Source organism: Pseudomonas sp. IPO3774 (genome assembly GCF_013386835.1).
GTDB lineage: Bacteria > Pseudomonadota > Gammaproteobacteria > Pseudomonadales > Pseudomonadaceae > Aquipseudomonas.
This window is the reverse complement of the sequence record NZ_JACAQY010000005.1, coordinates 181,851-204,682: the sequence shown is the minus strand read 5'-3', so window position 1 is coordinate 204,682 and position 22,832 is coordinate 181,851. Positions and strand designations below refer to the sequence as shown.

Sequence of the window (22,832 nt, the reverse complement as noted above, 5' to 3'; positions counted from 1 at the left end):
CCATAAGCGGCCGTTACCGCAGCAACGGATATGTACACGGTCCATTACAAACAACTCAAACCCCACACAACGAACGCAGTAACCCAGTATCCAAATGCCGCTCTACCAGATCCGCCAACCGCTCAATATCCCGCTCCCGCAACCCGTGATAATCCACCTCTTGCACATCTTCCAACCCGGCCCAACGCAACAAAGCACTACAGGCCGCCGGAGCCTCAAACAATCCATGCAAATAGGTCCCAAGGATCTGCCCATCCTCACTCTGAGCCCCATCCAGGCGCCCATCGTCCAACTGCACCGCAGCCCGCACCAAGCCAGCGCCACTGGTTACACCCGCGTGGATCTCATACCCACTCACCTCGGCCTCCTCCAGCAACAACCGCCCCCGCACGTTACGCAGCTGCTTCTCCTCCTCCAGGGTCGTACTGAACGCCAACAACCCCAGCCCAGCGCTAGAACCACAAGGCCCTTCCAAACCCAGCGGGTCATGCACCTGCTCCCCGAGCATCTGCAACCCACCACAAATCCCCAGCACCTTCCCGCCATACCGCAAGTGCCGCGCCACGGCCGTGTCCCACCCGTTGGCCCGCAAATACGCCAAATCACTGCGCACACTCTTCGAGCCCGGCAAAATAATCAGGTCCGCCGAAGGAATCGCCTGCCCCGGCCCCACAAACTGCAAATCCACCTGCGGGTGCAAGCGCAACGGATCAAAATCCGTGTGATTACTGATCCGCGGCAACACCGGCACCACCACCTTGAGCACCTGCGCCGCCTTGTCGATCTGGCGCTGGTCGATGCCGTCCTCGGCCTCTAGGTGCAAATCCATCACATACGGCAACACCCCCACCACCGGCTTGCCCGTGCGCGCTTCCAGCCAATCCAGCCCCGGCTGCAACAGCGCAATATCCCCGCGAAACCGGTTGATGATGAAGCCTTTGACCCGCGCCTGTTCGGTCGGCGACAACAATTCCAGCGTACCCACCAGGTGCGCAAACACCCCGCCACGATTGATGTCGGCAATCAGCAGTACCGGGCAGTCCACTGCCTCGGCAAAGCCCATGTTGGCAATATCATTCGCCCGCAGGTTGATCTCGGCCGGTGAACCCGCACCCTCGACCATCACCACCGGATACGCCGCACTCAAGCGCGCATGGGAGGCAAGCACCGCCTGCATCGCGATGGCTTTGTAATCGTGATAGGCCACCGCATTCATGGTGGTCACGGCGCGCCCATGGATAATCACCTGGGAGCCCGTGTCACTGTTAGGCTTGAGCAATACCGGGTTCATGTCGGTATGGGGCGCCAGGTTCGCGGCCTGGGCCTGCACCGCCTGGGCCCGGCCGATCTCGCCGCCTTCGGCAGTCACGGCGCTGTTGAGCGCCATGTTCTGCGGCTTGAAGGGCACCACCGGGATGCCCTGGCGCACCAGCCAGCGGCAGAGTGCGGTCACCAGCGTGCTTTTGCCGGCGTCAGAGGTGGTGCCCTGCACCATCAAGGTACTCATGAGGCTTCCCTGTAGGCGCTCAGCGCCTGTTCCAGCCGTAACCAGTCGGCCTCGGTATCCGGCAGGCCGAAACGCAGGCTGCTGTTGTCGACAAACAAGCGCAGCAGAATGCCGCGCTGGGCCATGAATTCATGCAGCTGCTCAGCCCGGTCCGTGATCATCCACTGGAACAACGCGCAGCCGCCCTGGGGCCGCAAGTCGTGGCGTTCAAGCACATCAAACAGGCGCTGGCTGGCCGATTCGCAACGCAGCCGCTGTTGCGCATGGCCGGCGGTATCGCGCAGGCATACTTGCCCAAGCACCCGCGTCGGCCCGCTGACGGCCCACGGCCCCACCTGTTCGGCGAGCAGCTTGAGCAGCTTGCGCTCGGCCAGCACGAACCCCAGCCGCACTCCGGCCAGGCCGAAGAATTTGCCGAACGAGCGCAGCACGATCAGACCGACTTGATGGGCCTGGCCCGCCAGGCTCAGTTGCGGGGTGATGTCCATGAAGGCTTCATCCACCACCAGCCAGCCGCCGCGTTGGGCCAGGCGAGCATGCCAGTCCAGCAGGCGTTGCGGCGTCAGGCTCAGGCCGGTGGGGTTGTTGGGGTTGACCACCACCAGCACGTCGAGGCTGTCGAGGAAGAAGTCGACTTCCTGCTCCAGCACTTCGCGCACGATGTAGCCGGCGCGACGCCAGGCTTCAGCGTGTTCGGCGTAACACGGCGACAGCACACCGACCTTGCCGGCCCGGCGCAGGCGCGGCAATAACTGGATCGCGGCCTGGGAGCCGGCCACCGGCAATACATGGGGCGTGCCGTAATATTCACAGGCAGCCTGCTCCAGGCCGTCGTCGTTTTCAGGCAGGCGCGCCCAGGCCCGCAGAGGGATGTCCGGAATCGGGAACGGCCACGGCGCCAGGCCGCTGGACAGGTCCAGCCAGTCTGCTTCTGGAATGCCGTACTGCATCGCCGCCTTGCGCAAGCGGCCACCGTGCTCAAGCATAAAACTCAGCCCCCACACACAGGATCAGCAACCACAGCCACACGCCGCGTTGCACCAGTTGCCAGCCACGCTCGATGGAATCCGCATCCGCCGGCGGGCCTTCGCCCAGTGGCGGGCGCTGGTGCAGCTCGCCGTGATAAATCGCTGCACCGCCCAACTCCACGCCAAGGGCACCGGCACCCGCAGCCATCACCGGGCCGGCGTTGGGGCTGTCCCAGGTCGGGCCCTGGGTGCGCCAGCATTTGAGGGCCAGGCGGGTTTTGCCCAGCAGCGCGTAGGTCAACGCCACCAGGCGTGCGGGAATGTAGTTGAGCACGTCGTCAATCTTCGCCGCGGCCCAGCCAAAACGTTCAAAGCGCTCATTGCGATAGCCCCACATAGCGTCCAGGGTGTTGCTCAGACGATAGAGCACCACGCCGGGCACGCCAGCGACCACAAACCAGAACAGCGCAGCAAATATCGCATCGCTGCCGTTTTCCAGCACCGATTCGGTGGCCGCACGGGCAACTTCAGTGCGGTCCAGCTCGCTGGTCTGGCGACTGACCAGGTAGCTGACGCGTTTGCGTGCCTCGTCCAGTTCATCGCTGCGCAATGCTTGCGCTACCGGCAGCACGTGCTCGCCGAGGCTACGCATGCCGAGGGCGCAATACAATGCGAGGATTTCCAGGACCCAGCCGATGTAGGGCGCCCACGACAGCGCCGTGGCCAGCAGGGTCAGCGGCACCACCGCGATCACCCAGGCGGTGACGCCATGGCTGCGCCAGCCCCGACCGCCGGAGTTGAATCGTTGCTCGATGCGCCCGGCAAAATTGCCGAACGCCACCAGCGGATGCCAGCGCCTGGGCTCGCCCAGCAGCGCATCCAGCGCCACGGCAGCGACACTCAGCAAGGCCACACTCATTGACTCACTCCCCAAACATTCTCGTACAACATGTCACTCAGCGGCCGTGGTTCGGTCCAGCCTTCGAGCTGCAACATCGGTGCCGGGTAGAACTCGGCCACCGGGCCCAGGCACAACACGGCCAACGGCTTGGCACCGGGCGGCAGGCCCAGCAGATCGGCCAGAGCCTGGGGCTCGAACAGCGAGACCCAGCCCATGCCCAGCCCTTCGACACGAGCCGCCAGCCATAGATTCTGAATCGCGCAGGACAACGATGCCATGTCCATTTCCGGCAAGGTGCGGCGCCCGAAGATATGCCGCTCGCGGTCGTCCATCAAGGCAGCCACCAGCACTTCGGCGCAATCGTTGATGCCTTCGACCTTGAGCTTCATGAACTGGTCGGAGCGCTCGCCGAGAGCCTCGGCGGTGCGTACGCGTTCTTCTTCCACTAGCTGCTGGATCTGGCCGCGCAGGTTGCGGTCGCTGATGCGGATAAAACGCCAGGGCTGCATCAAGCCGACGCTCGGCGCCTGGTGCGCGGCTTGCAGCAGGCGATGGAGCAATTGCGGCGCCACGCTGCCACCGCTGAAGTGCCGCATGTCGCGGCGTTCGGCGATAGCGCGGTAGACGGCTTCGCGGTCGGCTTCCGGAAAGGCGTTGTCAGTCATGGCCTCATCGCGGGCAAGCCCGCTCCCACAGTAGATTGCGTTTCAACTCGGTCAACTGTGGGAGCGGGCTTGCCTGCGATGGCGGTCTCAAGGCTTGGCGCAAACAAGGCAGCCACCGCCATCGGGTTGGACGGGAAATAAAAGTGCACGTAGGAAGCCGTCATCCGGCCCTGACGATAAACCGCCTCGGCACCGCGCCCGCCATTCGGGCTCAGGCCCCGGGCAATCGGCTGCCACTCGGTGCTGGTCAGCGAGTGATGGTAGGTGTGACCGCGCAAGAGGCCTTCGGGCAGTTCGACGTTTTGCAGGGCCAGTGCCGCCAGACGCTTTTGCATCACGGCGTCGCCCTGGAGCAGGCCGACCAGTTCGGCACGGGTGCCGTCGACATCAGTGAGCGAGTCCAGCAGATAGAGCATGCCGCCGCATTCGGCCAGCAGTGGCTTGCCAGCAGCGTGGTGGGCGCGGATGGCGTCGAGCATCGCGGTATTTTCCGACAGCGCCTGGTGATGCAATTCCGGATAACCGCCGGGCAGGTAGAGGCTGTCAGCTTCGGGCAATGCACGATCACGAATCGGCGAAAAGAAGCGCAGCTCGGCGCCCATCGCTCGCAACAGGTCGAGGCTGGCGCCGTAGGTAAACGCGAAGGCTTCGTCGCGGGCCACGGCGATGCGCACGCCGGCCAGCAACGGTTGGGCCTCGATTACCTCGGGCGCAGCGAATTCCACCGGCGGTGGCAGCGCTACCTCACAGCTGCTGCCCAGGGCCTGGGCGGCGGCGTCGAGGCGCAGGTCGAGGTCGTTCAATTCGCTGGCCTGCACCAGGCCAAGGTGGCGGCTGGGCAATTCGATCCCGGTTTCCCGGGACAGTGCGCCGTACCAACGCAGGCCTTCGGTCAGGCTGCCTTCAAGCAGTTGCGCATGGCGCAGCGTGCCGACGCGGTTGGCCAGCACGCCGGCAAACGGCAGGTCCGCCTGGTAACGCGCCAAGCCCAATGCCAGGGCACCGAACGTCTGGGCCATGGCCGTGCCATCGATGACCGCCAGTACCGGCACGCCAAAATGCCGCGCCAGGTCGGCGCTGGACGGCGTGCCGTCGAACAGGCCCATCACGCCTTCGATCAGGATCAGGTCGGCTTCCCCCGCCGCTTCCCACAGCAATCGGCGACTTTCCTGCTCGCCGACCATCCACATGTCCAATTGATAGACCGGCGCACCACTGGCGCGCTCGTGGATCATCGGGTCGAGAAAGTCCGGGCCGCATTTGAACACTCGCACCTTGCGCCCCAGGTTGCGGTGCAAACGGGCGAGCGCGGCGGTGACGGTGGTTTTGCCCTGGCCGGACGCCGGTGCGGCGATCAGCACAGCAGGACAGTGACGGGGCTGATTCAAAGTTCGATGCCTTTCTGCGCCTTGATACCCGCCTGGAACGCATGCTTGAGCATGCCCATTTCAGTTACGGTGTCGGCCATTTCGATCAATTCGGGTTTCGCGCCACGGCCGGTAACCAGCACGTGTTGCATCGGCGGGCGGGCCTGCAGGTCGCTGAGTACCTGGTCCAGGTCGAGGTAGCCGTGCTTGAGGGCGATGTTCAGTTCATCCAGCACCACCAGGCCGATGGCCGGGTTCTGCAGCATTTCCCGGGAGACCACCCAGGCGGCTTCGGCGGCCACGATGTCGCGGGCGCGGTCCTGGGTTTCCCAGGTAAAACCTTCGCCCATCACGTGGAAGCGCACCTGCTCGGGGAAACGGCGGAAGAACAGTTCTTCGCCAGTGCTGTTGCGGCCCTTGATGAACTGCACCACGCCACACTGCATGCCGTGGCCCATGGCCCGGGCCAGCATGCCAAAGGCCGAGCTGCTCTTACCTTTGCCATTGCCGGTAAGCACCAGCAGCAACCCGCACTCGTTCGGTGAATTGGCAATGCGCTCGTCAATCACGGCTTTTTTGCGCAGCATGCGCGCCAGGTGGCGTTCGTCACGATCGGGGGATTCAGTCATGGCAGCTCTCCGTTGGGGCTGGACAAAAACGGCGGGCAGGAAAAAGACACATACAGACAGCCAAGCATCGCCCACCGTGATGCTGTTGGATGGATCAGGCCGGTCTCCGGGCTCATGAGTGGCATTGGATGCCGAAGGTGCGCCTTCCCATATCGCGGGCGATACAGTGGCTTAAGGCACCGTCTTGACTCATTTACCGTTGCGGGGGCAGCGCCGGGATCGTGGCAGCACTGTAGAAAAATGCGCTCACTCACCGGCTTCCCTGTTTCACTCAGTCGGCGCGTACGCCACAGAGCACCTGAAACAAGCCGCGAAGGTTAGTGGGTTGGGGGTGGAGCGTCAATTAAAGCCGGACATGCGCGTGAACCATCGGGCCGCTGCGTGCCTCTACCGCTACAGGTATTAAGGAGAAAACCATGCACAAGACCCGACTTGCCCTACTGATCATGCTCGCCGGCACCCTCGCCGCCTGCGGCGAAAGCTCTACCCTGCAAGTGTCCGACGGCACCGGGCCCTCGCCCAAACTGCCGGAACCGAATAAAACCCTGATCCCCACGGTGAATATCGCCCCGGCCATCGGCTGGCCCGAAGGCACCAAGCCAACGGCGGCGGCAGGCACTCAAGTAGCGGCGTTTGCCGAAGGCCTGGACCATCCGCGCTGGCTGTATGTGCTGCCCAATGGCGATGTGCTGGTGGCAGAAACCAATGCGCCACCCAAGCCGGACGATTCCAAGGGTATTCGTGGCTGGGTGATGGAGAAAGTCATGGGCCGCGCCGGGGCCGCCGTGCCGAGCCCCAACCGCATCACCCTGCTGCGGGACGCCGACCACGACGGCATAGCCGAAACCCGCACGGTGTTCCTGGAGAACCTGAACTCGCCGTTCGGCATGACACTGGTGGGCAGCGACCTGTATGTGGCCGATTCGGACAAGCTGCTGCGCTTCCCCTATCAGCCAGGCGAAACCTCGATCAAGGAAGCCGGCACCACGGTGACCGACTTGCCGGGCGGCAGCATCAACCATCACTGGACCAAGAACGTGGTCGCCAGCCAGGACGGCAGCAAGTTGTACGTCAGCGTGGGCTCCAACAGCAACGTCGCGGAAAACGGCCTGGAAGCCGAACAAGGCCGCGCCGCGATCTGGGAAGTGGACCGTGCTACCGGCCAGCACCGCATCTTCGCCTCCGGCCTGCGCAACCCCAACGGCATGGCTTGGGAACCGCAAAGCGGCAAGCTGTGGACGGCGGTCAATGAGCGCGATGAAATCGGCAGCGACCTGGTGCCGGACTACATCACCTCGGTCAAGGATGGCGCGTTCTATGGCTGGCCCTTCAGTTATTACGGCCAGCACGTGGATGTGCGGGTGAGTCCGCAGAACCCGGAACTGGTAGCCAAGGCGATTGCCCCGGACTACGCGGTAGGCCCGCACACAGCCTCCTTGGGACTGACCTTTGCCGAGGGCAGCAAGCTACCGGCGCAATTCAGCAATGGCGCGTTTATCGGCCAGCATGGTTCGTGGAACCGCAAGCCACACAGTGGCTACAAGGTGATCTTCGTGCCGTTTGAAGGCGGCAAACCCAAAGGCCAGCCGGTGGATGTGCTGACCGGGTTCCTCGACAGCGACGAGAAAGCCATGGGCCGCCCGGTCGGCGTGGTGATCGACAAGCAGGGGGATTTGCTGGTGGCGGATGACGTGGGGAACAAGGTGTGGCGAGTGTCGGCGGCTAAATAGCCAGCTTCGCAAACACCGCAAAACAAATGTGGGAGCGGGCTTGCTCGCGAATGCAGTGTGTCAGTCAGCTTGTTGTCGACTGATCCACCGCATTCGCGAGCAAGCCCGCTCCCACATTTGGTTTCGTGTTTTCCTAGGGGTTTCGTGCCAGGTGCTCGGCTGGCAACACACGCTTGGCGCTCAGGTAGGCGTTTTGCCAATAGGCTTTGGACAGCGTGTCCAGCTTCACCGTACCGCCGGTTTGCGGCGCATGCACAAAGCGCCCTTCTCCCACGTAGATCCCGGCGTGGCTGACCTGCGAGCCGCCACCCGTGGCGAAGAAGATCAGGTCACCGGTCTGCAGGTTGTTTTCGCTCACGTCCTGGGCGCGCATCACGATCAGCTCGCGAGTGGTACGTGGCAAGGAGATGCCCGCCGCGTCACGGTAGACGAAACCGATCAAGCCACTGCAATCAAACCCCGAGTCCGGCGTATTGCCGCCCCAGCGATAAGGCGTGCCGACCAGGCCCAGCGCACGAAAAAGCACGTCTTCGGCCGCAGGCGAGAAACTTTGGGTGGCATAGGTGTTGAACACCGGCTTGGGCTTGACGGCCACGGGAGCAGGCGGTGGACGGCTTGCGCAGGCGCTGAGCAGCGCGGCGCAAACGAGAAGAATTAGGCGGGCCGAGGTCGACATGGGCAGAACAATCCTGATCTGGATGCGGCTTTCGCTGCCGAACGTTGAAAAACAGAACGCGCAAGCAAAGCTCGCGCGATCAATTTACAACAATGTCCAGGGATTCTAGCGCTTACACGTCAAACTTCAAGTATCACTTTAACTTTACTTGCTGGCGGTAACGGTAGTCGGGGCCATCGCCAGGGCGCGCTTGGCTTCGATGAAGGTTTTGCTCCAGTAGCTATCACCCAGGTTGTCGACTCGCACACCACCGCTGCGGCGGCTGCTGGAGTGGATAAACTGGTTGTCGCCCAGGTAGATACCGGCGTGGCTGACACGACCACGGCCAGCCGTACTAAAGAAAAGCAGATCACCGGGCTTGAGGTTGTTCCGCGCGACCAACGGTGCATCCACGTTGATCATTTCGCGGGTGGAACGCGGCAGATTCATGCCGGCTTCCTCGCGGAACAGGTAGCCGATGAAACCGCTGCAGTCGAAACCGGCTTCAGAGGTACCGCCGAAACGGTAACGGGTACCGATCAGGGACATGCCGCGTTCGAGAATGCTGTCGGCCAGAACGGGAAGCTGGTAAGGCTTGGCGCCGGCGAAGTCGGCGAGTTCTTTTTCAGTTGCGATCTCTTCCTGATAAACAGTGGAAGACTGCGACGCAACGAATTTTGCCTGGGACTGCTGTACTGGTTTTTGCTGCTCAGCCACGTTTTGAGTGTGGGTGGCGCAACCAAACAACAGGGTAACGAGTGCGAGAGGCACGAGGGGTGCGAAGCGATTTAGCATGGGCACGACCGTGGCTGATGTGTAAAGAAGCCGAGACTATGCCTTCTATCACATCGATTTGCAAATTCAATCGTGATCTATGTGACTTCTTGTTTGGACTATGACATCTAAGCCCTTAACACCCTATGCCAGCCATTTGCGTGGCCAAAACGGCCCAAACGCAGGTTTTCTGGCGCCTGTAATTTGCCGAAAGCCCCGGTTTTAAAGGGCTGGCTACCAGCCCAGGGTTTCTTTGAGGAAGGGAATAGTCAGCTTGCGCTGGGCTTGCAAGGAAGCCTGGTCGAGCTGTTCGAGCAAGTCGAACAGTGCGCTCATGCTGCGTGTACCGCGAGTGAGAATAAAATGCCCGACTTCATCGGTCAGGTGCAACCCGCGGCGCGAAGCACGCAGTTGCAGGGCCCGCAGTTTGTCTTCGTCGGACAACGGGCGCATCTGGAAAATCAGCGCCAGGGTCAGCCGCGACTTCAAGTCCGCCAGCTTCACCGGCAGCTCACGTGGCGAGGTGGAGGCGGCAATCAACAAGCGCCGGCCGCTGTCACGCAAGCGGTTGAACAGATGGAACAGTGCCTCTTCCCAATCTGCCCGCCCCGCCACTGCCTGCAAATCGTCCAGGCAGACCAGTTCGTATTGTTCAAGGTTGTCGAGGATCTCGATACCGCGGTCCAGCAGCTCCGCCAGCGGCAGGTACACCGCCGGTTCACCCATCTGTTCGAAGCGCAGGCAAGCGGCCTGTAACAAGTGGGTACGCCCCACGCCGTGCTTGCCCCAGAGGTAGATCAAGCTTTCGGTCCACCCGGCGTCGGCTTCGCAGAGCCGCTCGACATAGCCGAGTGCAGCGGCATTGGCGCCTGGGTAGTAATTGATAAAGGTGGCGTCGTCACGCAGACGCACACCTAGGGGCAGCTGAATCGGTTTCATGCTGACTGAACGGTTCCAATCGAACCGTTAGTGACCTCTGTGTAAAGTTTGCAAAGTTTATACCCGTGACGCCGGGCGCACAATGCAGCAGACCACAAGCAAAATCAAAGGTTTGCGTTAACTTGCTGGATTTGGTGAGGAATGTTTGACGCAATGGCGAAACGCCAGAGCCGATAAATGACAAACCCGGCCTTGAGCCGGGTTTGTGATGCTGCGGTTATAACTCCGGTTCGTCGGTTCCGGCGTACATGTCCGAGTCCTTGTACAAGTCGTGCACATGGCGCACCAGCACCATGATCACCGCCGCCACCGGCAGCGCCAGCAGGATGCCGGTAAAGCCGAACAGCTCGCCGCCCGCCAGGATCGCAAAGATCACCGCCACCGGGTGCAGGCCGATCCGGTCGCCCACCAGCAATGGCGTCAGCACCATGCCTTCCAGGGCCTGGCCGACCATGAACACCGCGACAATCCCGAGCATCGGGTACAGGTCGCCGTGGAACTGGAACAACCCGGCCACCAGCGCCGCACCGATACCAATCACGAAGCCCATATAAGGCACGATGGCTGCCAGGCCGGCGATCAGGCCGATCAACAGCCCCAGTTCCAGGCCGATCGCCATCAACCCCGCCGCGTAGATGATCCCCAGCGCCAGCATCACCAGCAACTGGCCACGGACGAAGGCGCCGAGCACCTCATGACACTCCTCGGCCAGGGAGACAATGCGCTCCTCACGGTCGCGCGGCAGCAGGCCGCGGATCTTGGCCATCATGATGTCCCAGTCCCGCAGCAGGTAGAACGCCACGACCGGGATCAGCACCAGGTTGGTCAGCCAGCCAATCAGCGCCAGGCTCGACGCCGTCGCCTGGCTCAGCACCACGCCGACAATGTCGGTGGTCTGGCCCATGTGCTCGCTGATGGCCGCCTTGACCTTGTCGAACTTCCAGAAGCCGTCTGCCAACCCCAGCTTGGCCTGCGCCCACGGCATGGCCGTGTGTTGCAGCCAGTCGAGCATCTGCGGCGCCAGCTCATAGAGCTTGAACAACTGCTTGGCCAACATCGGCACCAGCACCAGGACCAGCGCCGTGATGATCAAGGTGAACAACGCAAACACCGCCACCACGCCCCAGGTACGTGACAGGCCGATCTTTTCCAGGCGATCCACCACCGGATCGAACAGGTAGGCCAGCAGTAACGCGACCAGGAACGGCGTCAGGATCGAATGCAGCAGGAACACAAAAACGCACAGCAGGACAATCCCGCCAAGCCACACCCAACGACGCGTATCCGCCATAAACCACTCCCTCTGTTATTTGCTTCCTGCTTCTATATAAGAAGGAAGAACACTTACCAATGAAAACGTAGCTGCGGCGTCGGCTCGACCGGTGCCGGTTGCGCGCCTTCTACCACCGGCTGCGGAGCCGGAGCTTCACCTGCCGGGATTTCCTGCAACTTGGCCAGGCTCAACTGGGTGCGCAGCTGCTCGGCGCTGCCATTCACCCGATAAACGATGCGAGTGCCGTCCACGCGCACTGGCTGGGCACCGAACGGTTCCAGCAGATGGCCGAGGGCGGCGTAATGCTCGAGATTCATGCCCTGCACTTCCAGCAACTGATCACTGGTGGCAGCGCCGGCCTTGACCGCAAAGCGTGGTGCCAGGCGTTCGCTGACGGCCAGCAGCACAGCGTCAGCCAATGCGGCAGTATCAGTGCCGGTGGCGGTGCCCTGCTCGCTTTTATCCCCCAGCCACAGGCGCCATTTGGCCGACCATTGGCCGCCATCTTCGCGAGCATGCACCGCCAGCAAGGCATCGGCCCCATAACGCTCGGACGCGGCGCGCAGCGGTGTGGCGTCAGGGCTTTCAAGATTCGGGGCGGTGGCGACGATTTGTTCGTCCAGGTCACCCAGCGGCAGGCGCAAAGGCAAACCACGGTGCTGGGCCGCGCGGCGCAGCGGCTGGGCGACGGCCTGGCCATCACCGACCAGGCTGCTGCCTTCGACGGAATCGTTCAGCCACCAACCGAGGATCGATGGCCGATTGCTGCCCCACAGCGCCAGGCCCGCGCCACGCAACGCGCGGTCGGTGCTGACCGGGTCGAAATCCACCTGCAGGCTTTCCGGCGGGCCGGCGTCGTAGCCATACTGACTGATGATTTGTTGCGGGTCTTTGCGGATCGCCGCCAGGCCCGGGCCATCGGCGGCCTTGGCGTCGCCGGTCAGGCGGATCACCAGGGTTTGCAGGGCACGCTGGGTCGCCTGGTCGCGCTCCTGGGGAGACTGACTGCTGACCGGCTCCAGCACCTGATAGAGACCATTGAGGGTTTCGGCATGACTCGCCAGGCTGACCAACGACAAGCAGCCCACAAAAAAATATTTACTCAGACCCATGAAAGAAGATTCCCGAACGGCAAATAAGCGGTTGGAACAGACCGCGTGAACACTGTTGAGCAAGGCTGTGACCACAGCGACCGGCAAAACATTCACAGGGTCTCGGCAAGTTTTTGTACTGTCATAACGATAGCGAGTTAAAGGCTATACCTTAATAGGGCCTGTGACCGACTCGATTAGCGATTTTTTTAACAGCTATTGCCCCTGCCCGTCGGCCCGAGGATGGCCGCTGCCCCTCAAGCCTGATAAAATCGCGCGCCTTCGCAGACCGTCAATGGCAGGCCGTGCTGAAACTTCAGGTTTCGGTACACCCGCCGCATTCGGTCGTTACCCCTGAATCCCCCCTAAAGGCCTGGATCATGAGCAAGCAACCCTCCCTGAGCTACAAGGACGCCGGTGTAGACATCGACGCCGGTGAAGCATTGGTCGAACGCATCAAGAGCGTCGCCAAGCGCACTGCGCGCCCCGAAGTCATGGGCGGCCTGGGCGGTTTTGGCGCCCTCTGCGAGATCCCGGCCGGCTACAAGCAGCCTGTATTGGTCTCCGGCACCGACGGTGTGGGCACCAAGCTGCGCCTGGCACTGAACCTGAACAAGCACGACAGCATCGGCATCGACCTGGTTGCCATGTGCGTGAACGACCTGGTGGTGTGCGGCGCCGAGCCGCTGTTCTTCCTTGACTACTATGCCACCGGCAAGCTCAACGTCGAGACCGCTACCCAGGTGGTCACCGGCATTGGCGCTGGCTGCGAACTGTCCGGCTGCTCCCTGGTCGGCGGCGAAACCGCTGAAATGCCAGGCATGTACGAAGGCGAAGACTACGACCTGGCCGGTTTCTGCGTCGGCGTTGTCGAAAAATCCGAAATCATCGACGGTTCCAAGGTGGCTGCCGGTGACGCCCTGCTGGCCCTGCCATCGTCCGGCCCGCACTCCAACGGCTACTCGCTGATCCGCAAGATCATCGAAGTGTCCGGCGCCGACATCGAAACCATCCAGCTCGACGGCAAGCCCTTGACCGACCTGCTGATGGCCCCGACCCGCATTTACGTGAAGCCGTTGCTCAAGCTGATCAAGGACACCGGCGCGGTCAAGGCCATGGCCCACATCACCGGTGGCGGCCTGCTGGACAACATCCCGCGCGTACTGCCTGAAGGCGCCCAGGCGATTGTCGACGTGGCCAGCTGGCAGCGCCCGGCAGTCTTCGACTGGCTGCAAGAGAAAGGCAACGTCAACGAAACCGAGATGCACCGCGTGCTGAACTGCGGCGTGGGCATGGTCATCTGCGTGGCTCAAGAGCACGTTGAAAGCGCGCTGAACGTATTGCGTGAAGCCGGCGAACAGCCTTGGGTCATCGGCCAGATCGCTACCGCCCCTGAAGGCGCGGCTCAGGTTGAACTGAAGAACCTTAAGGCGCACTGATGCCTGCAACCTGTGATGTCGTGGTGCTGCTCTCCGGCACCGGCAGTAACTTGCAGGCCCTGATCGACAGCACGCGCGCCGGCGACAGCCCGGTGCGCATCGCTGCGGTGATTTCCAACCGCAGCGACGCCTACGGCCTGCAACGCGCCAGGGACGCAGGTATCGACACCCGCTCCCTGGATCACAAGGCTTTCGAAGGCCGCGAGGCCTTCGACAGCGCCTTGATCGAACTGATCGACGCCTTCAACCCCAAACTCGTGGTACTGGCCGGCTTCATGCGTATTCTCAGCGCTGACTTCGTGCGTCACTACAACGGGCGTCTGCTGAATATCCACCCGTCCCTGCTGCCAAAATACAAAGGGTTACACACCCACCAGCGTGCCCTGGAGGCCGGCGACACCGAGCACGGCTGCAGCGTGCACTTTGTCACCGAGGAACTCGATGGCGGGCCTCTGGTCGTACAGGCAGTAGTTCCGGTAGAGTCTGCGGACTCTGCGCAGACGCTTGCGCAACGGGTTCACGCCCAGGAACACAGGATTTACCCGCTGGCTGTTCGCTGGTTCGCTGAGGGACGGTTGATTCTTGGCGACCACGGTGCATTATTGGACGGTCAGTTACTTGCGGCCAGCGGCCACTTGATTCGAACCTAGGAGACTTTATGCGTCGCGCCCTGCTCTTCGCTTTTGCGCTGTTCGCCTTGCCTGCCGTGCAAGCGGCAGACCTTCACCCTTTCTCCGCCAGCTACACCGCCGACTGGAAACAGTTGCCCATGAGTGGTTCGGCAGAACGCAGCCTGACCAAGAATGACAACGGCAGCTGGACCTTGAATTTCAAGGCTTCCATGATGATCGCCAGCCTGACTGAAACCAGCGTGATCCGCTTCGACAAAGACGCCCTGCAACCGGTGAGCTACACCTTCGAACGCGGTGGCCTGGGCAAGACGAAGAAGATCAACCTCGACTTCGATCAGACGGCCAAGAAAGTCACCGGCTTTGAAAACAAGGACCCGGTCAACGTGGCCCTTCAAAGCGGCATGCTCGACAAGTCGACCTACCAGTTGGCATTGCAGCGCGATGTGGCAGCCGGCAAGAAAAGCATGAGCTACAACGTCGTCGAAGGCACTGATGTCGATACCTACGACTTCCGCGTGATCGGCCCGGAAAAGGTCCAGACCAAAGCCGGCTCCATCGATGCGATCAAGGTCGAGCGCGTGCGTGACCCGACTCAAAGCAAGCGCATTACCCAAATGTGGTTTGCCAAGGACTGGGGCGGCATCCTGGTTGCCCTGCGCCAGGTCGAGACTGACGGCAAGGAATACAACATCATGCTGCAAGACGGTACCGTTGACGGCAAGGCTGTCAAAGGCAGCTGATCCTCTGCGCAATGAAAGAGCCTCGCGTACGCGGGGCTTTTTTTCGCCTGTCGCCTGACGCCAACATGAAACTTTTGTCATAAAACTCAGCGCCCTGCGACGCAATGTCGCGGTTTCCGTGGGCTCGCGGGATTACTCCAGTTTCTGTAAAGGTGTGTTGCAATTCCTGGTTATTTACTTAGCAAGCTAACAAATCATATAACAAAGGCCTGCGACGCCTTGCCGCAGATCAACCAGAGATTGGAGCAAGCAGATGACTGTAAAAGTAACTGAACGCGACGATGAACATATGTCCCATGAAGCAGTAGCCCACGGGATTCACATCTGGGATGTACACCAGCAAGACCTGCTGGTCGGCATGTTTCACGACGAGACCGAAGCTCATAATTATAAAAACGAGCTCGAGACCCTTGAGATGAAACGCCAGGCGCAAAGCTCCTGAAACTCTGAAATCCTGTAGATAACCAGCCCCACGCAGCTGGAGTGTCTATAAACACAAACCCCGCCTTTTGAGCGGGGTTTGTGTTTTGGGGGTTGGGGGTTGGGATTTTGGGGGCGCTTCGCGCCCCAGCGGGAGCAAGCTCCCTCGCCACAGCAAGCTCCCTCGCCACAATGTGTGTTTCTAACGCATTACCACATCAGGTCGTCAGGGATCTGGTAGGCGGCGTACGGATCATCCTCATCCGGCACCTGGCTTTCGGTCAGGACGTTCATCTGGACGATGCGCTCTGGCGCCCGCTCCTGGATCTTCAGCGCGGCTTCGCGCGGGATCACCTCGTAACCGCCACCGTGATGCACGATCGCCAGGGAGCCGTTGCTCAGCTTGTTACGCATCAGCGTGTTGACCGACAGGCGCTTGACCTTCTTGTCATCCACGAAGTTGTAGTAGTCCTCGGTGGTCAGCTTGGGCAGGCGCGAGGTTTCGATCAATTGCTTGACCTGCGCAACGCGGGCCTTGGCCTCGGCTTTTTCCTGCTGCTGACGGTTCAGCTCCTGGTCGCGCTTGACCTTTTCGGCATGCGCCTGGATGGCCAGGCGCGCCTGGCTGTCGTCCGCTTCGGCCTGGCCTTTATGCACCAGGCGCTGCTGTTTCTGTTTCTCTTTGCCGACCTGCTTGGCCTGCTTTTGGTTGACCAGGCCTGCTTTGAGCAACTGGTCGCGAAGGGAAATGCTCATGGTGCTTACTCACTTGGGCAACGGCTCAGCCGCAGCTGGACAGATTCTTTTCCTGGCGTTTGGCTTCGCCCCACAGGGCGTCCAACTCTTCGAGGGTGCAATCTTCTATGGGACGGTGGGTCTCGCGCAATGCCTGTTCGATAAATCGGAAACGTCGTTCGAATTTAGCGTTGGCTAAACGCAAGGCTGCTTCCGGGTCGACCTGGAGGTGACGGGCCAGGTTGACCGCCGCAAACAGCAGGTCACCTACTTCATCGGCGATGGCTGCCGGGTCGTTATCGGCCATGGCTTCGAGCACTTCATCCAGCTCTTCGCGCACGTTATCCACCACGGGCAACGCGGCCGGCCAGTCGAAACCCACCTGCCCGGCACGCTTTTGCAATTTGGCGGCGCGGGAAAGCGCCGGCAAGGCCGTGGGCACATCATCCAGCAGGGATAACTGCTGTGGGACGTCGGACTTTTCCGCACGCTCCTCGGCCTTTATTTCTTCCCAACGCTGCTTGACCTGCTCTTCGCTCAGCTGCGGAATATCCAGCGGCGCGTACAAGTCTCCCGTGGGAAACACATGCGGGTGACGGCGAATCAACTTGCGGGTAATGCTGTCGATCACCCCGGCGAATTCGAAGCGCCCTTCTTCCCGCGCCAGCTGGCTGTAATACACCACCTGGAACAACAGGTCGCCCAGCTCACCTTGCAGGTGATCAAAATCCCCGCGCTCGATCGCATCGGCGACTTCGTAGGCTTCTTCCAGGGTGTGGGGGACGATGGTGGCGTAGGTTTGCTTGATGTCCCACGGGCAACCGTATTGCGGGTCGCGCAGGCGGTTCATCAGGTGCAGCAGGTCTTCAAGTGAATACATCAGTCTCTTTCCGCAGAAGTGGGAACGCTGAGGATCAAATGTGGGAGCGGGCTTGCTCGCGAAGGCGTCGTGTCAGTTGCCTGATATTTGACAGACACATCGCCTTCGCGAGCAAGCCCGCTCCCACATTTCAGTCCGCGCTCGTCCAGCTACTCATGGCGTGCGATTACGCCGGGTCTCAATAATGTTCGGCAACTGGGAAATACGCCCCAGCAACCGACCCAACGCGTCCAGCCCCGGAATCTCGATGGTCAGGGACATCAGCGCCGTGTTGTCCTCTTTGTTCGAGCGGGTGTTGACCGCCAGCACGTTGATCCGCTCATTGAGCAGCACCTGCGACACATCACGCAGCAGCCCGGAACGGTCGTAGGCACGAATGATGATGTCCACCGGATAGGTCAACACCGGCACCGGGCCCCAACTGACCTGGATGATCCGCTCCGGCTCGCGCCCGCCCAGTTGCAACACCGAGGCACAGTCCTGGCGGTGAATGCTCACCCCGCGGCCCTGAGTGATGTAACCGACGATGGCGTCGCCCGGCAATGGCTGGCAGCAGCCGGCCATTTGCGTCATCAGGTTGCCGACGCCCTGGATCTGGATATCGCCGCGCTTGCCCGGCTTGTAGCCGGTGGCCTTGCGTGGAATCAGTTCCAGCTGCTCGCTGCCCCGCTCCGGCTCAACCAGTTGCTGGGCCAGGTTGACCAACTGCGCCAGGCGCAGATCGCCGGCACCGAGGGCGGCGAACATGTCTTCGGCGATCTTCATGTTGGCCTTTTCGGCCAGCTTGTCGAAGTCCACCTGCGGCAGGCCCAGGCGTGCCAATTCGCGCTCGAGCAAGGTCTTGCCGGCGGCGACGTTCTGGTCGCGCGCCTGCAATTTGAACCAGTGGACGATCTTCGCCCGCGCCCTGGACGTGGTGATGTAGCCCAGGTTCGGGTTCAGCCAGTCACGGCTCGGCGTACCGTGCTTGCTGGTAATGATCTCGACCTGTTCACCGGTCTGCAGGCTGTAGTTGAGCGGCACGATGCGCCCGTTGATCTTGGCGCCACGGCAGTTGTGGCCGATCTCGGTGTGCACCCGGTACGCAAAATCCAGCGGTGTGGCGCCCTTGGGCAGGTCGATCGCGTGGCCGTCGGGGGTGAAGATGTAGACCCGGTCAGGTTCGATATCCACCCGCAGCTGGTCGGCCAAACCGCCGATGTCGCCCAGCTCTTCGTGCCACTCCAGCACCTGGCGCAACCAGGAGATTTTCTCTTCGTACTGGTTCGACCCGGCCTTGACGTCGGTGCCCTTGTAGCGCCAGTGAGCGCATACGCCCAGCTCCGCCTCTTCGTGCATCGCGTGGGTGCGGATCTGTACTTCCAGTACCTTGCCCTCGGGGCCGATCACTGCCGTGTGCAATGAGCGGTAACCGTTTTCCTTGGGGTTGGCGATGTAGTCGTCGAATTCCTTGGGGATGTGCCGCCACAGCGTGTGCACGATACCCAGCGCGGTGTAGCAGTCGCGCATTTCCGGCACCAGCACACGCACGGCGCGCACGTCGTAGATCTGGCTGAAGGCCAGGCCCTTGCGCTGCATTTTGCGCCAGATGGAATAGATGTGTTTGGCCCGGCCGCTGATGTCGGCTTCAACGCCGGTGGCCTGCAATTCCGTGCGTAACTGGCTCATCACGTCGGCGATAAAGCGCTCACGGTCCAGCCGCCGCTCATGGAGCAGCGTGGCAATCTGTTTGTATTGATCGGGTTCGAGGTAACGGAAGGACAAGTCCTCCAGTTCCCACTTGATATGGCCGATGCCCAGGCGGTGGGCCAGCGGCGCGTAGATGTCGAACACCTCGCGGGCGACGCGGTTGCGCTTTTCGTCGTCGGCGGTTTTCACCGCCCGAATCGCGCAGGTACGCTCGGCCAGCTTGATCAAGGCGACGCGCACGTCGTCGACCATCGCCACCAGCATCTTGCGCAGGTTTTCCACCTGGCCCTGGGTGCCCAGCACCATCGACTGGCGCGGGCTGAGGCTGGCACTGATCGCCGCCATGCGCAGCACGCCGTCGATCAGCTTGGCCACCACGGTGCCGAAACGCTGGCTGACGGTGGGCAGTTGAATATGCCCTTCGCGCACGCCGCGATACAGCACCGCCGCGATCAGCGAATCCTGATCGAGCTTGAGATCGGCGAGGATCTCGGCGATTTCCAACCCGGTGCGAAAGCTTGAAGTGCCTTCGGCCCACAGGTTCTTCGCCGCATTGTCTTGCTGTTCAGACTCACGAGCGAACTCGCAGGCTGCTTTCAAGGCTTCACGGTCCAGTGCCGGGTCGACACTGATGGCATGATCCAGCCATGCCTCGAGATTGATACTGCCGTCGGTGTTGATCGGCTGGTGTGCTCTCACCTGTACCATCTTGCTTACCTTCCCTACGACGCACCTTTTAGTGCGTCAAAATCATCGCTGACCTGCTTTACAAAAAAAGCTTGTGCACGCTCCCTGGCAGGTCACAGGCCCAGGAGATGCAGGCCAGTCGGATTAAACGGGCATCCTAGCCCGCTTCAAATAACGCCATGGCCTCGACATGGGCCGTCTGGGGAAACATGTCGAGGATCCCGGCACGTTTTAGCCGGTAGCCTTGCTTGACCAACTCGACCGTGTCCCGCGCCAGCGTTGCCGGATTGCAGGACACATACACCAGGCGATCAGCCCCCAGGGTAGCGAGCTTGCGCACAACCTCCAGGGCACCATCGCGGGGTGGGTCCAAGAGTACCGCAGAAAAGCCCTGTTTGGCCCATTCCGCGTCGGTCAAAGGCTGGGACAAATCGGCCTGAAAAAACTGAACATTATGCAAATTATTGCTGACGGCATTCTGTGCCGCCCGGTCCACCATGGCCTGCACGCCTTCCACCGCCACCACTTCCCGCACTTGGCGGGCCAGCGGCAAGGCGAAGTTGCCCAAGCCACAAAACAAATCCAGCACCCGCTCGTCGGACTTTGGCGCCAGCCAATCCAGCGCCTGGGCGACCATCGCCTGGTTGACCCCGGCGTTGACCTGCACAAAGTCTCCCGGGCGGTACGCCAACTGCAAATCCCACGGTTCCAGACGATAGCCCAAGGCCTGGTCTGGTTCGACCGGTTGCGGCTGGCCCTCGCCATGCAGCCACAGTTGGGCTTCATGGAACGTGCAAAATTCCTGCAGGATCGTCAGGTCCGCTTCGGACAAGGGCGCCATGTGTCGCAACAACACGGCAATCGACGAACCACTGAATAATTCCACATGCCCCAACGCCTGAGGCTTGCTCAAGCGCCGCAGCATGTTGGGCAAACGCTGCATGATCGGTTGCAAGGCCTGTACCAGCACCGGGCAATCGTCAATGGCGACGATGTCCTGGCTGGCCACGGCACGAAAGCCGACCTCGAGTTTCTTCGCCTTGGCATCCCAGCGCACGGCCACGCGGGCGCGGCGACGATAGCCGAATTCCGGCCCGCTCAAAGGCGCGGCCCACTCCTGGGGTTTGACACCTGCCACACGGGATAATTGCTCGGCGAGCATGCGCTGTTTCAGGGCGAGTTGTTCGTCATGGGGCAAGTGTTGCAGGCTGCAACCGCCGCAACGGCCGGCGTGCACACAGGGTGCCGGACGGCGCAGTTCGCTGGCGGTAAATACGCGCTCGGTGCGCGCCTCGACCACTTTGCCGTGGGCGCCCAACACCCGCGCTTCCACCTCTTCACCGGCCAGCGCACCCACGACAAACCAGGTGCGGCCTTCAAAGAACACAATGCCACGGCCGTCGTTGGCCAGGCGCTCGATGGTCAGGCGCTGCTTCTTGCCTACGGGAATCTGTGGGGCCCGGCTGCCGCCCGTCGGTTGGAAGCGCAGGCCTCTCTCGTGCTTGGCCATCAGTTGGGCGCGTCGAAAATGCCGGTCGACAGGTAACGGTCGCCACGGTCACAGATGATCGCGACGATCACCGCGTTTTCCAACTCCTGGGACAAGCGCAACATCCCGGCCACGGCGCCACCGGACGACACGCCGCAGAAGATCCCTTCTTCACGGGCCAGGCGGCGGGTGGTGTCTTCGGCTTCACGCTGGGCCATGTCGATGATGCGATCGACGCGAGCCGCGTTGTAGATCTTCGGCAAGTACTCTTCGGGCCAACGACGGATCCCCGGGATCGCTGCGCCTTCCATCGGTTGCAGGCCGACGATCTGGATCTCGGGATTCTGCTCCTTGAGGTAGCGCGAATTGCCCATGATGGTGCCGGTGGTGCCCATCGAACTCACGAAGTGAGTGATGGTGCCCTGGGTCTGGCGCCAGATTTCCGGGCCAGTGGTGGTGTAGTGCGCCTCGGGGTTGTCGCCGTTGGCGAACTGGTCCAGCACCAGGCCACGGCCTTCGGCAGCCATACGCTCGGCGAGGTCGCGGGCGCCTTCCATGCCTTCTTCCTGGGTGACCAGGATCAACTCGGCGCCGTAGGCGGTCATCGCCGCCTTGCGCTCGGCGCTGCCGTTGTCGGGCATGATCAGGACCATCTTGTAGCCCTTGATCGCCGCGGCCATGGCCAGGGCAATCCCGGTGTTACCGGAGGTGGCTTCGATCAGGGTGTCGCCGGGCTTGATCTGCCCACGCAACTCGGCGCGGGTGATCATCGACAACGCCGGGCGGTCCTTGACCGAGCCGGCCGGGTTGTTCCCTTCGAGCTTGAGCAACAAGGTATTGCTGGTGTTGCCCGGCAGGCGCTGCAAGCGGACCAGCGGGGTGTTGCCGACGCAATCGGCGATGGTGGGGTACTGCAAGGTCATGGCGTATTCGCAATCCAGACTGCGGGGGCGACTATCATACCGGGAAAGGCTGGCGGGCCATATCACGCAAAGTGTGGTGCTTATCGCTTAATGGAATAAGTCAGGCGGGGCCGTGGTTTCTCTGGAACACTTCATCGCCCATCGCGGCAATCTGTCCTTCGATCAATGCCTCGAACGGTTTCAGCAGCGGCTCAAATGAGGTGGGCGCTTCAAGCACCTGCAACGCCTGCACGATGGCCTCCACCGTCGACAACGCCCCGGGCCCCGGTGCCTTGCGCAGCCGATAACGGGACACGGCGCCTTCCGCCAGCGTCACCCGAGGCAGCGCCGCCAATAAAGGATTGAGGTGCAGCAACTTGCGCGCCTTGCGCCAGGTGCCGTCCGGCACCACCAGCAGCAACGGTTCGTCGGATGGCGTATAGGCCTGCAAGGGTTGGGCATTTTCGTCCGGAAACAACAGACGCGCCTGATAACCCGGCGGATTCAACAACGCCTGCAAATCCTCAAACACCTCCCCCACCACCAACTGCGCATTCACCAAGCCAAGCGCCGCCAACCGCGCGGTATTCAAGGCGTGATTGACCTCACTCGGATGCTGCAACAGCAACACCCGGGTTCGGCTATCCAGCCGGGGAATCAGCGCGCACAGGCAATGGGTGGTGGGCCGCAGGCAGCGGGAGCATTGGGGTCTGGACATGG

Annotated in this window: 22 protein-coding genes and 1 riboswitch; of the genes, 5 read left to right on the top strand and 17 right to left on the bottom strand. The window is 61.8% G+C overall.

Annotated elements, in window-relative coordinates:
• Positions 1–55: 55 nt before the first annotated feature.
• The 6 genes from HYE77_RS02635 to cobO are packed head-to-tail and all read right to left on the bottom strand — an operon-like array spanning position 56 to position 6,037.
• The gene (locus tag HYE77_RS02635; protein WP_177028525.1) at positions 56–1,507 is read right to left on the bottom strand and encodes a cobyric acid synthase; all 1,452 of its coding nucleotides are present in this window, start codon (positions 1,505–1,507) and stop codon (positions 56–58) included.
• Entirely contained in the window at positions 1,504–2,493 is a 990-nt protein-coding gene (cobD, locus tag HYE77_RS02630; protein WP_177028526.1) for a threonine-phosphate decarboxylase CobD, read from the bottom strand. The genes HYE77_RS02635 and cobD overlap by 4 nt, the downstream gene beginning before the upstream one ends.
• Positions 2,486–3,394 carry an adenosylcobinamide-phosphate synthase CbiB gene (gene cbiB / locus HYE77_RS02625; protein WP_177028527.1) on the bottom strand — a complete coding sequence of 303 codons (909 nt, stop codon included), beginning with the start codon at positions 3,392–3,394 and terminating at the stop codon, positions 2,486–2,488. The genes cobD and cbiB overlap by 8 nt, the downstream gene beginning before the upstream one ends.
• On the bottom strand, positions 3,391–4,041 hold the full coding sequence (bluB, locus tag HYE77_RS02620; RefSeq protein ID WP_003210753.1) for a 5,6-dimethylbenzimidazole synthase: 651 nt from the start codon (positions 4,039–4,041) through the stop codon (positions 3,391–3,393). The genes cbiB and bluB overlap by 4 nt, the downstream gene beginning before the upstream one ends.
• The gene (locus HYE77_RS02615) at positions 4,038–5,429 is read right to left on the bottom strand and encodes a cobyrinate a,c-diamide synthase (protein ID WP_087694821.1); all 1,392 of its coding nucleotides are present in this window, start codon (positions 5,427–5,429) and stop codon (positions 4,038–4,040) included. The genes bluB and HYE77_RS02615 overlap by 4 nt, the downstream gene beginning before the upstream one ends.
• Positions 5,426–6,037: a cob(I)yrinic acid a,c-diamide adenosyltransferase gene (cobO, locus tag HYE77_RS02610; protein ID WP_177028528.1), complete on the bottom strand. Its 612-nt coding sequence runs from the start codon at positions 6,035–6,037 to the stop codon at positions 5,426–5,428. The genes HYE77_RS02615 and cobO overlap by 4 nt, the downstream gene beginning before the upstream one ends.
• Positions 6,038–6,116: 79 nt before the next feature.
• Positions 6,117–6,354: riboswitch (cobalamin riboswitch) on the bottom strand.
• 99 nt (positions 6,355–6,453) lie between these two features.
• Between cobO and HYE77_RS02605 the strand changes: the two genes are divergently transcribed.
• Positions 6,454–7,767, top strand: a complete 1,314-nt coding sequence (locus HYE77_RS02605) for a sorbosone dehydrogenase family protein (RefSeq protein ID WP_003210750.1) — start codon at positions 6,454–6,456, stop codon at positions 7,765–7,767.
• Between the two features lie 133 nt (positions 7,768–7,900).
• Here the strand turns inward: HYE77_RS02605 and HYE77_RS02600 are convergent, their stop codons facing one another.
• From HYE77_RS02600 to HYE77_RS02580, 5 genes are all read right to left on the bottom strand, one after another.
• Positions 7,901–8,443: a C40 family peptidase gene (locus HYE77_RS02600; RefSeq protein ID WP_003210749.1), complete on the bottom strand. Its 543-nt coding sequence runs from the start codon at positions 8,441–8,443 to the stop codon at positions 7,901–7,903.
• Between the two features lie 144 nt (positions 8,444–8,587).
• Positions 8,588–9,217, bottom strand: coding sequence for a C40 family peptidase (locus HYE77_RS02595; protein WP_003210748.1), 630 nt, complete (start codon positions 9,215–9,217; stop codon positions 8,588–8,590).
• Positions 9,218–9,430: 213 nt separating this feature from the next.
• Positions 9,431–10,135, bottom strand: coding sequence for a DnaA regulatory inactivator Hda (gene hda / locus HYE77_RS02590; RefSeq protein ID WP_003210747.1), 705 nt, complete (start codon positions 10,133–10,135; stop codon positions 9,431–9,433).
• A gap of 217 nt (positions 10,136–10,352) precedes the next feature.
• Positions 10,353–11,426 carry an AI-2E family transporter gene (locus tag HYE77_RS02585; RefSeq protein ID WP_003210746.1) on the bottom strand — a complete coding sequence of 358 codons (1,074 nt, stop codon included), beginning with the start codon at positions 11,424–11,426 and terminating at the stop codon, positions 10,353–10,355.
• A gap of 53 nt (positions 11,427–11,479) precedes the next feature.
• Positions 11,480–12,520: a DUF2066 domain-containing protein gene (locus HYE77_RS02580; protein ID WP_003210745.1), complete on the bottom strand. Its 1,041-nt coding sequence runs from the start codon at positions 12,518–12,520 to the stop codon at positions 11,480–11,482.
• Positions 12,521–12,879: 359 nt separating this feature from the next.
• On the opposite strand from HYE77_RS02580, the gene purM reads away from it, so the two are divergent.
• From purM to HYE77_RS02560, 4 genes are all read left to right on the top strand, one after another.
• Complete coding sequence (gene purM / locus HYE77_RS02575) at positions 12,880–13,938, top strand: phosphoribosylformylglycinamidine cyclo-ligase (protein WP_003210744.1); 1,059 nt, start codon at positions 12,880–12,882, stop codon at positions 13,936–13,938.
• Positions 13,938–14,588, top strand: coding sequence for a phosphoribosylglycinamide formyltransferase (purN, locus tag HYE77_RS02570; protein WP_087694819.1), 651 nt, complete (start codon positions 13,938–13,940; stop codon positions 14,586–14,588). Before purM ends, purN begins: the two co-directional genes overlap by 1 nt.
• A gap of 8 nt (positions 14,589–14,596) precedes the next feature.
• Positions 14,597–15,310: a DUF3108 domain-containing protein gene (locus HYE77_RS02565; RefSeq protein ID WP_003210742.1), complete on the top strand. Its 714-nt coding sequence runs from the start codon at positions 14,597–14,599 to the stop codon at positions 15,308–15,310.
• Positions 15,311–15,563: 253 nt separating this feature from the next.
• Positions 15,564–15,752: a hypothetical protein gene (locus HYE77_RS02560; RefSeq protein WP_008438187.1), complete on the top strand. Its 189-nt coding sequence runs from the start codon at positions 15,564–15,566 to the stop codon at positions 15,750–15,752.
• 188 nt (positions 15,753–15,940) lie between these two features.
• Here the strand turns inward: HYE77_RS02560 and HYE77_RS02555 are convergent, their stop codons facing one another.
• From HYE77_RS02555 to HYE77_RS02530, 6 genes are all read right to left on the bottom strand, one after another.
• Positions 15,941–16,486, bottom strand: coding sequence for a DUF2058 domain-containing protein (locus HYE77_RS02555; RefSeq protein ID WP_003210740.1), 546 nt, complete (start codon positions 16,484–16,486; stop codon positions 15,941–15,943).
• Positions 16,487–16,511: 25 nt separating this feature from the next.
• Entirely contained in the window at positions 16,512–17,345 is an 834-nt protein-coding gene (gene mazG / locus HYE77_RS02550; protein ID WP_008438185.1) for a nucleoside triphosphate pyrophosphohydrolase, read from the bottom strand.
• A gap of 153 nt (positions 17,346–17,498) precedes the next feature.
• Entirely contained in the window at positions 17,499–19,742 is a 2,244-nt protein-coding gene (gene relA / locus HYE77_RS02545; protein WP_003210738.1) for a GTP diphosphokinase, read from the bottom strand.
• 136 nt (positions 19,743–19,878) lie between these two features.
• On the bottom strand, positions 19,879–21,231 hold the full coding sequence (rlmD, locus tag HYE77_RS02540) for a 23S rRNA (uracil(1939)-C(5))-methyltransferase RlmD (protein ID WP_177068364.1): 1,353 nt from the start codon (positions 21,229–21,231) through the stop codon (positions 19,879–19,881).
• Positions 21,231–22,133 carry a cysteine synthase CysM gene (gene cysM / locus HYE77_RS02535; RefSeq protein ID WP_003210736.1) on the bottom strand — a complete coding sequence of 301 codons (903 nt, stop codon included), beginning with the start codon at positions 22,131–22,133 and terminating at the stop codon, positions 21,231–21,233. Before cysM ends, rlmD begins: the two co-directional genes overlap by 1 nt.
• Positions 22,134–22,233: 100 nt before the next feature.
• A complete protein-coding gene (locus HYE77_RS02530) occupies positions 22,234–22,830 on the bottom strand; it encodes a tRNA-uridine aminocarboxypropyltransferase (RefSeq protein ID WP_003210735.1) in 597 nt (198 codons plus the stop codon).
• Positions 22,831–22,832: the final 2 nt, after the last annotated feature.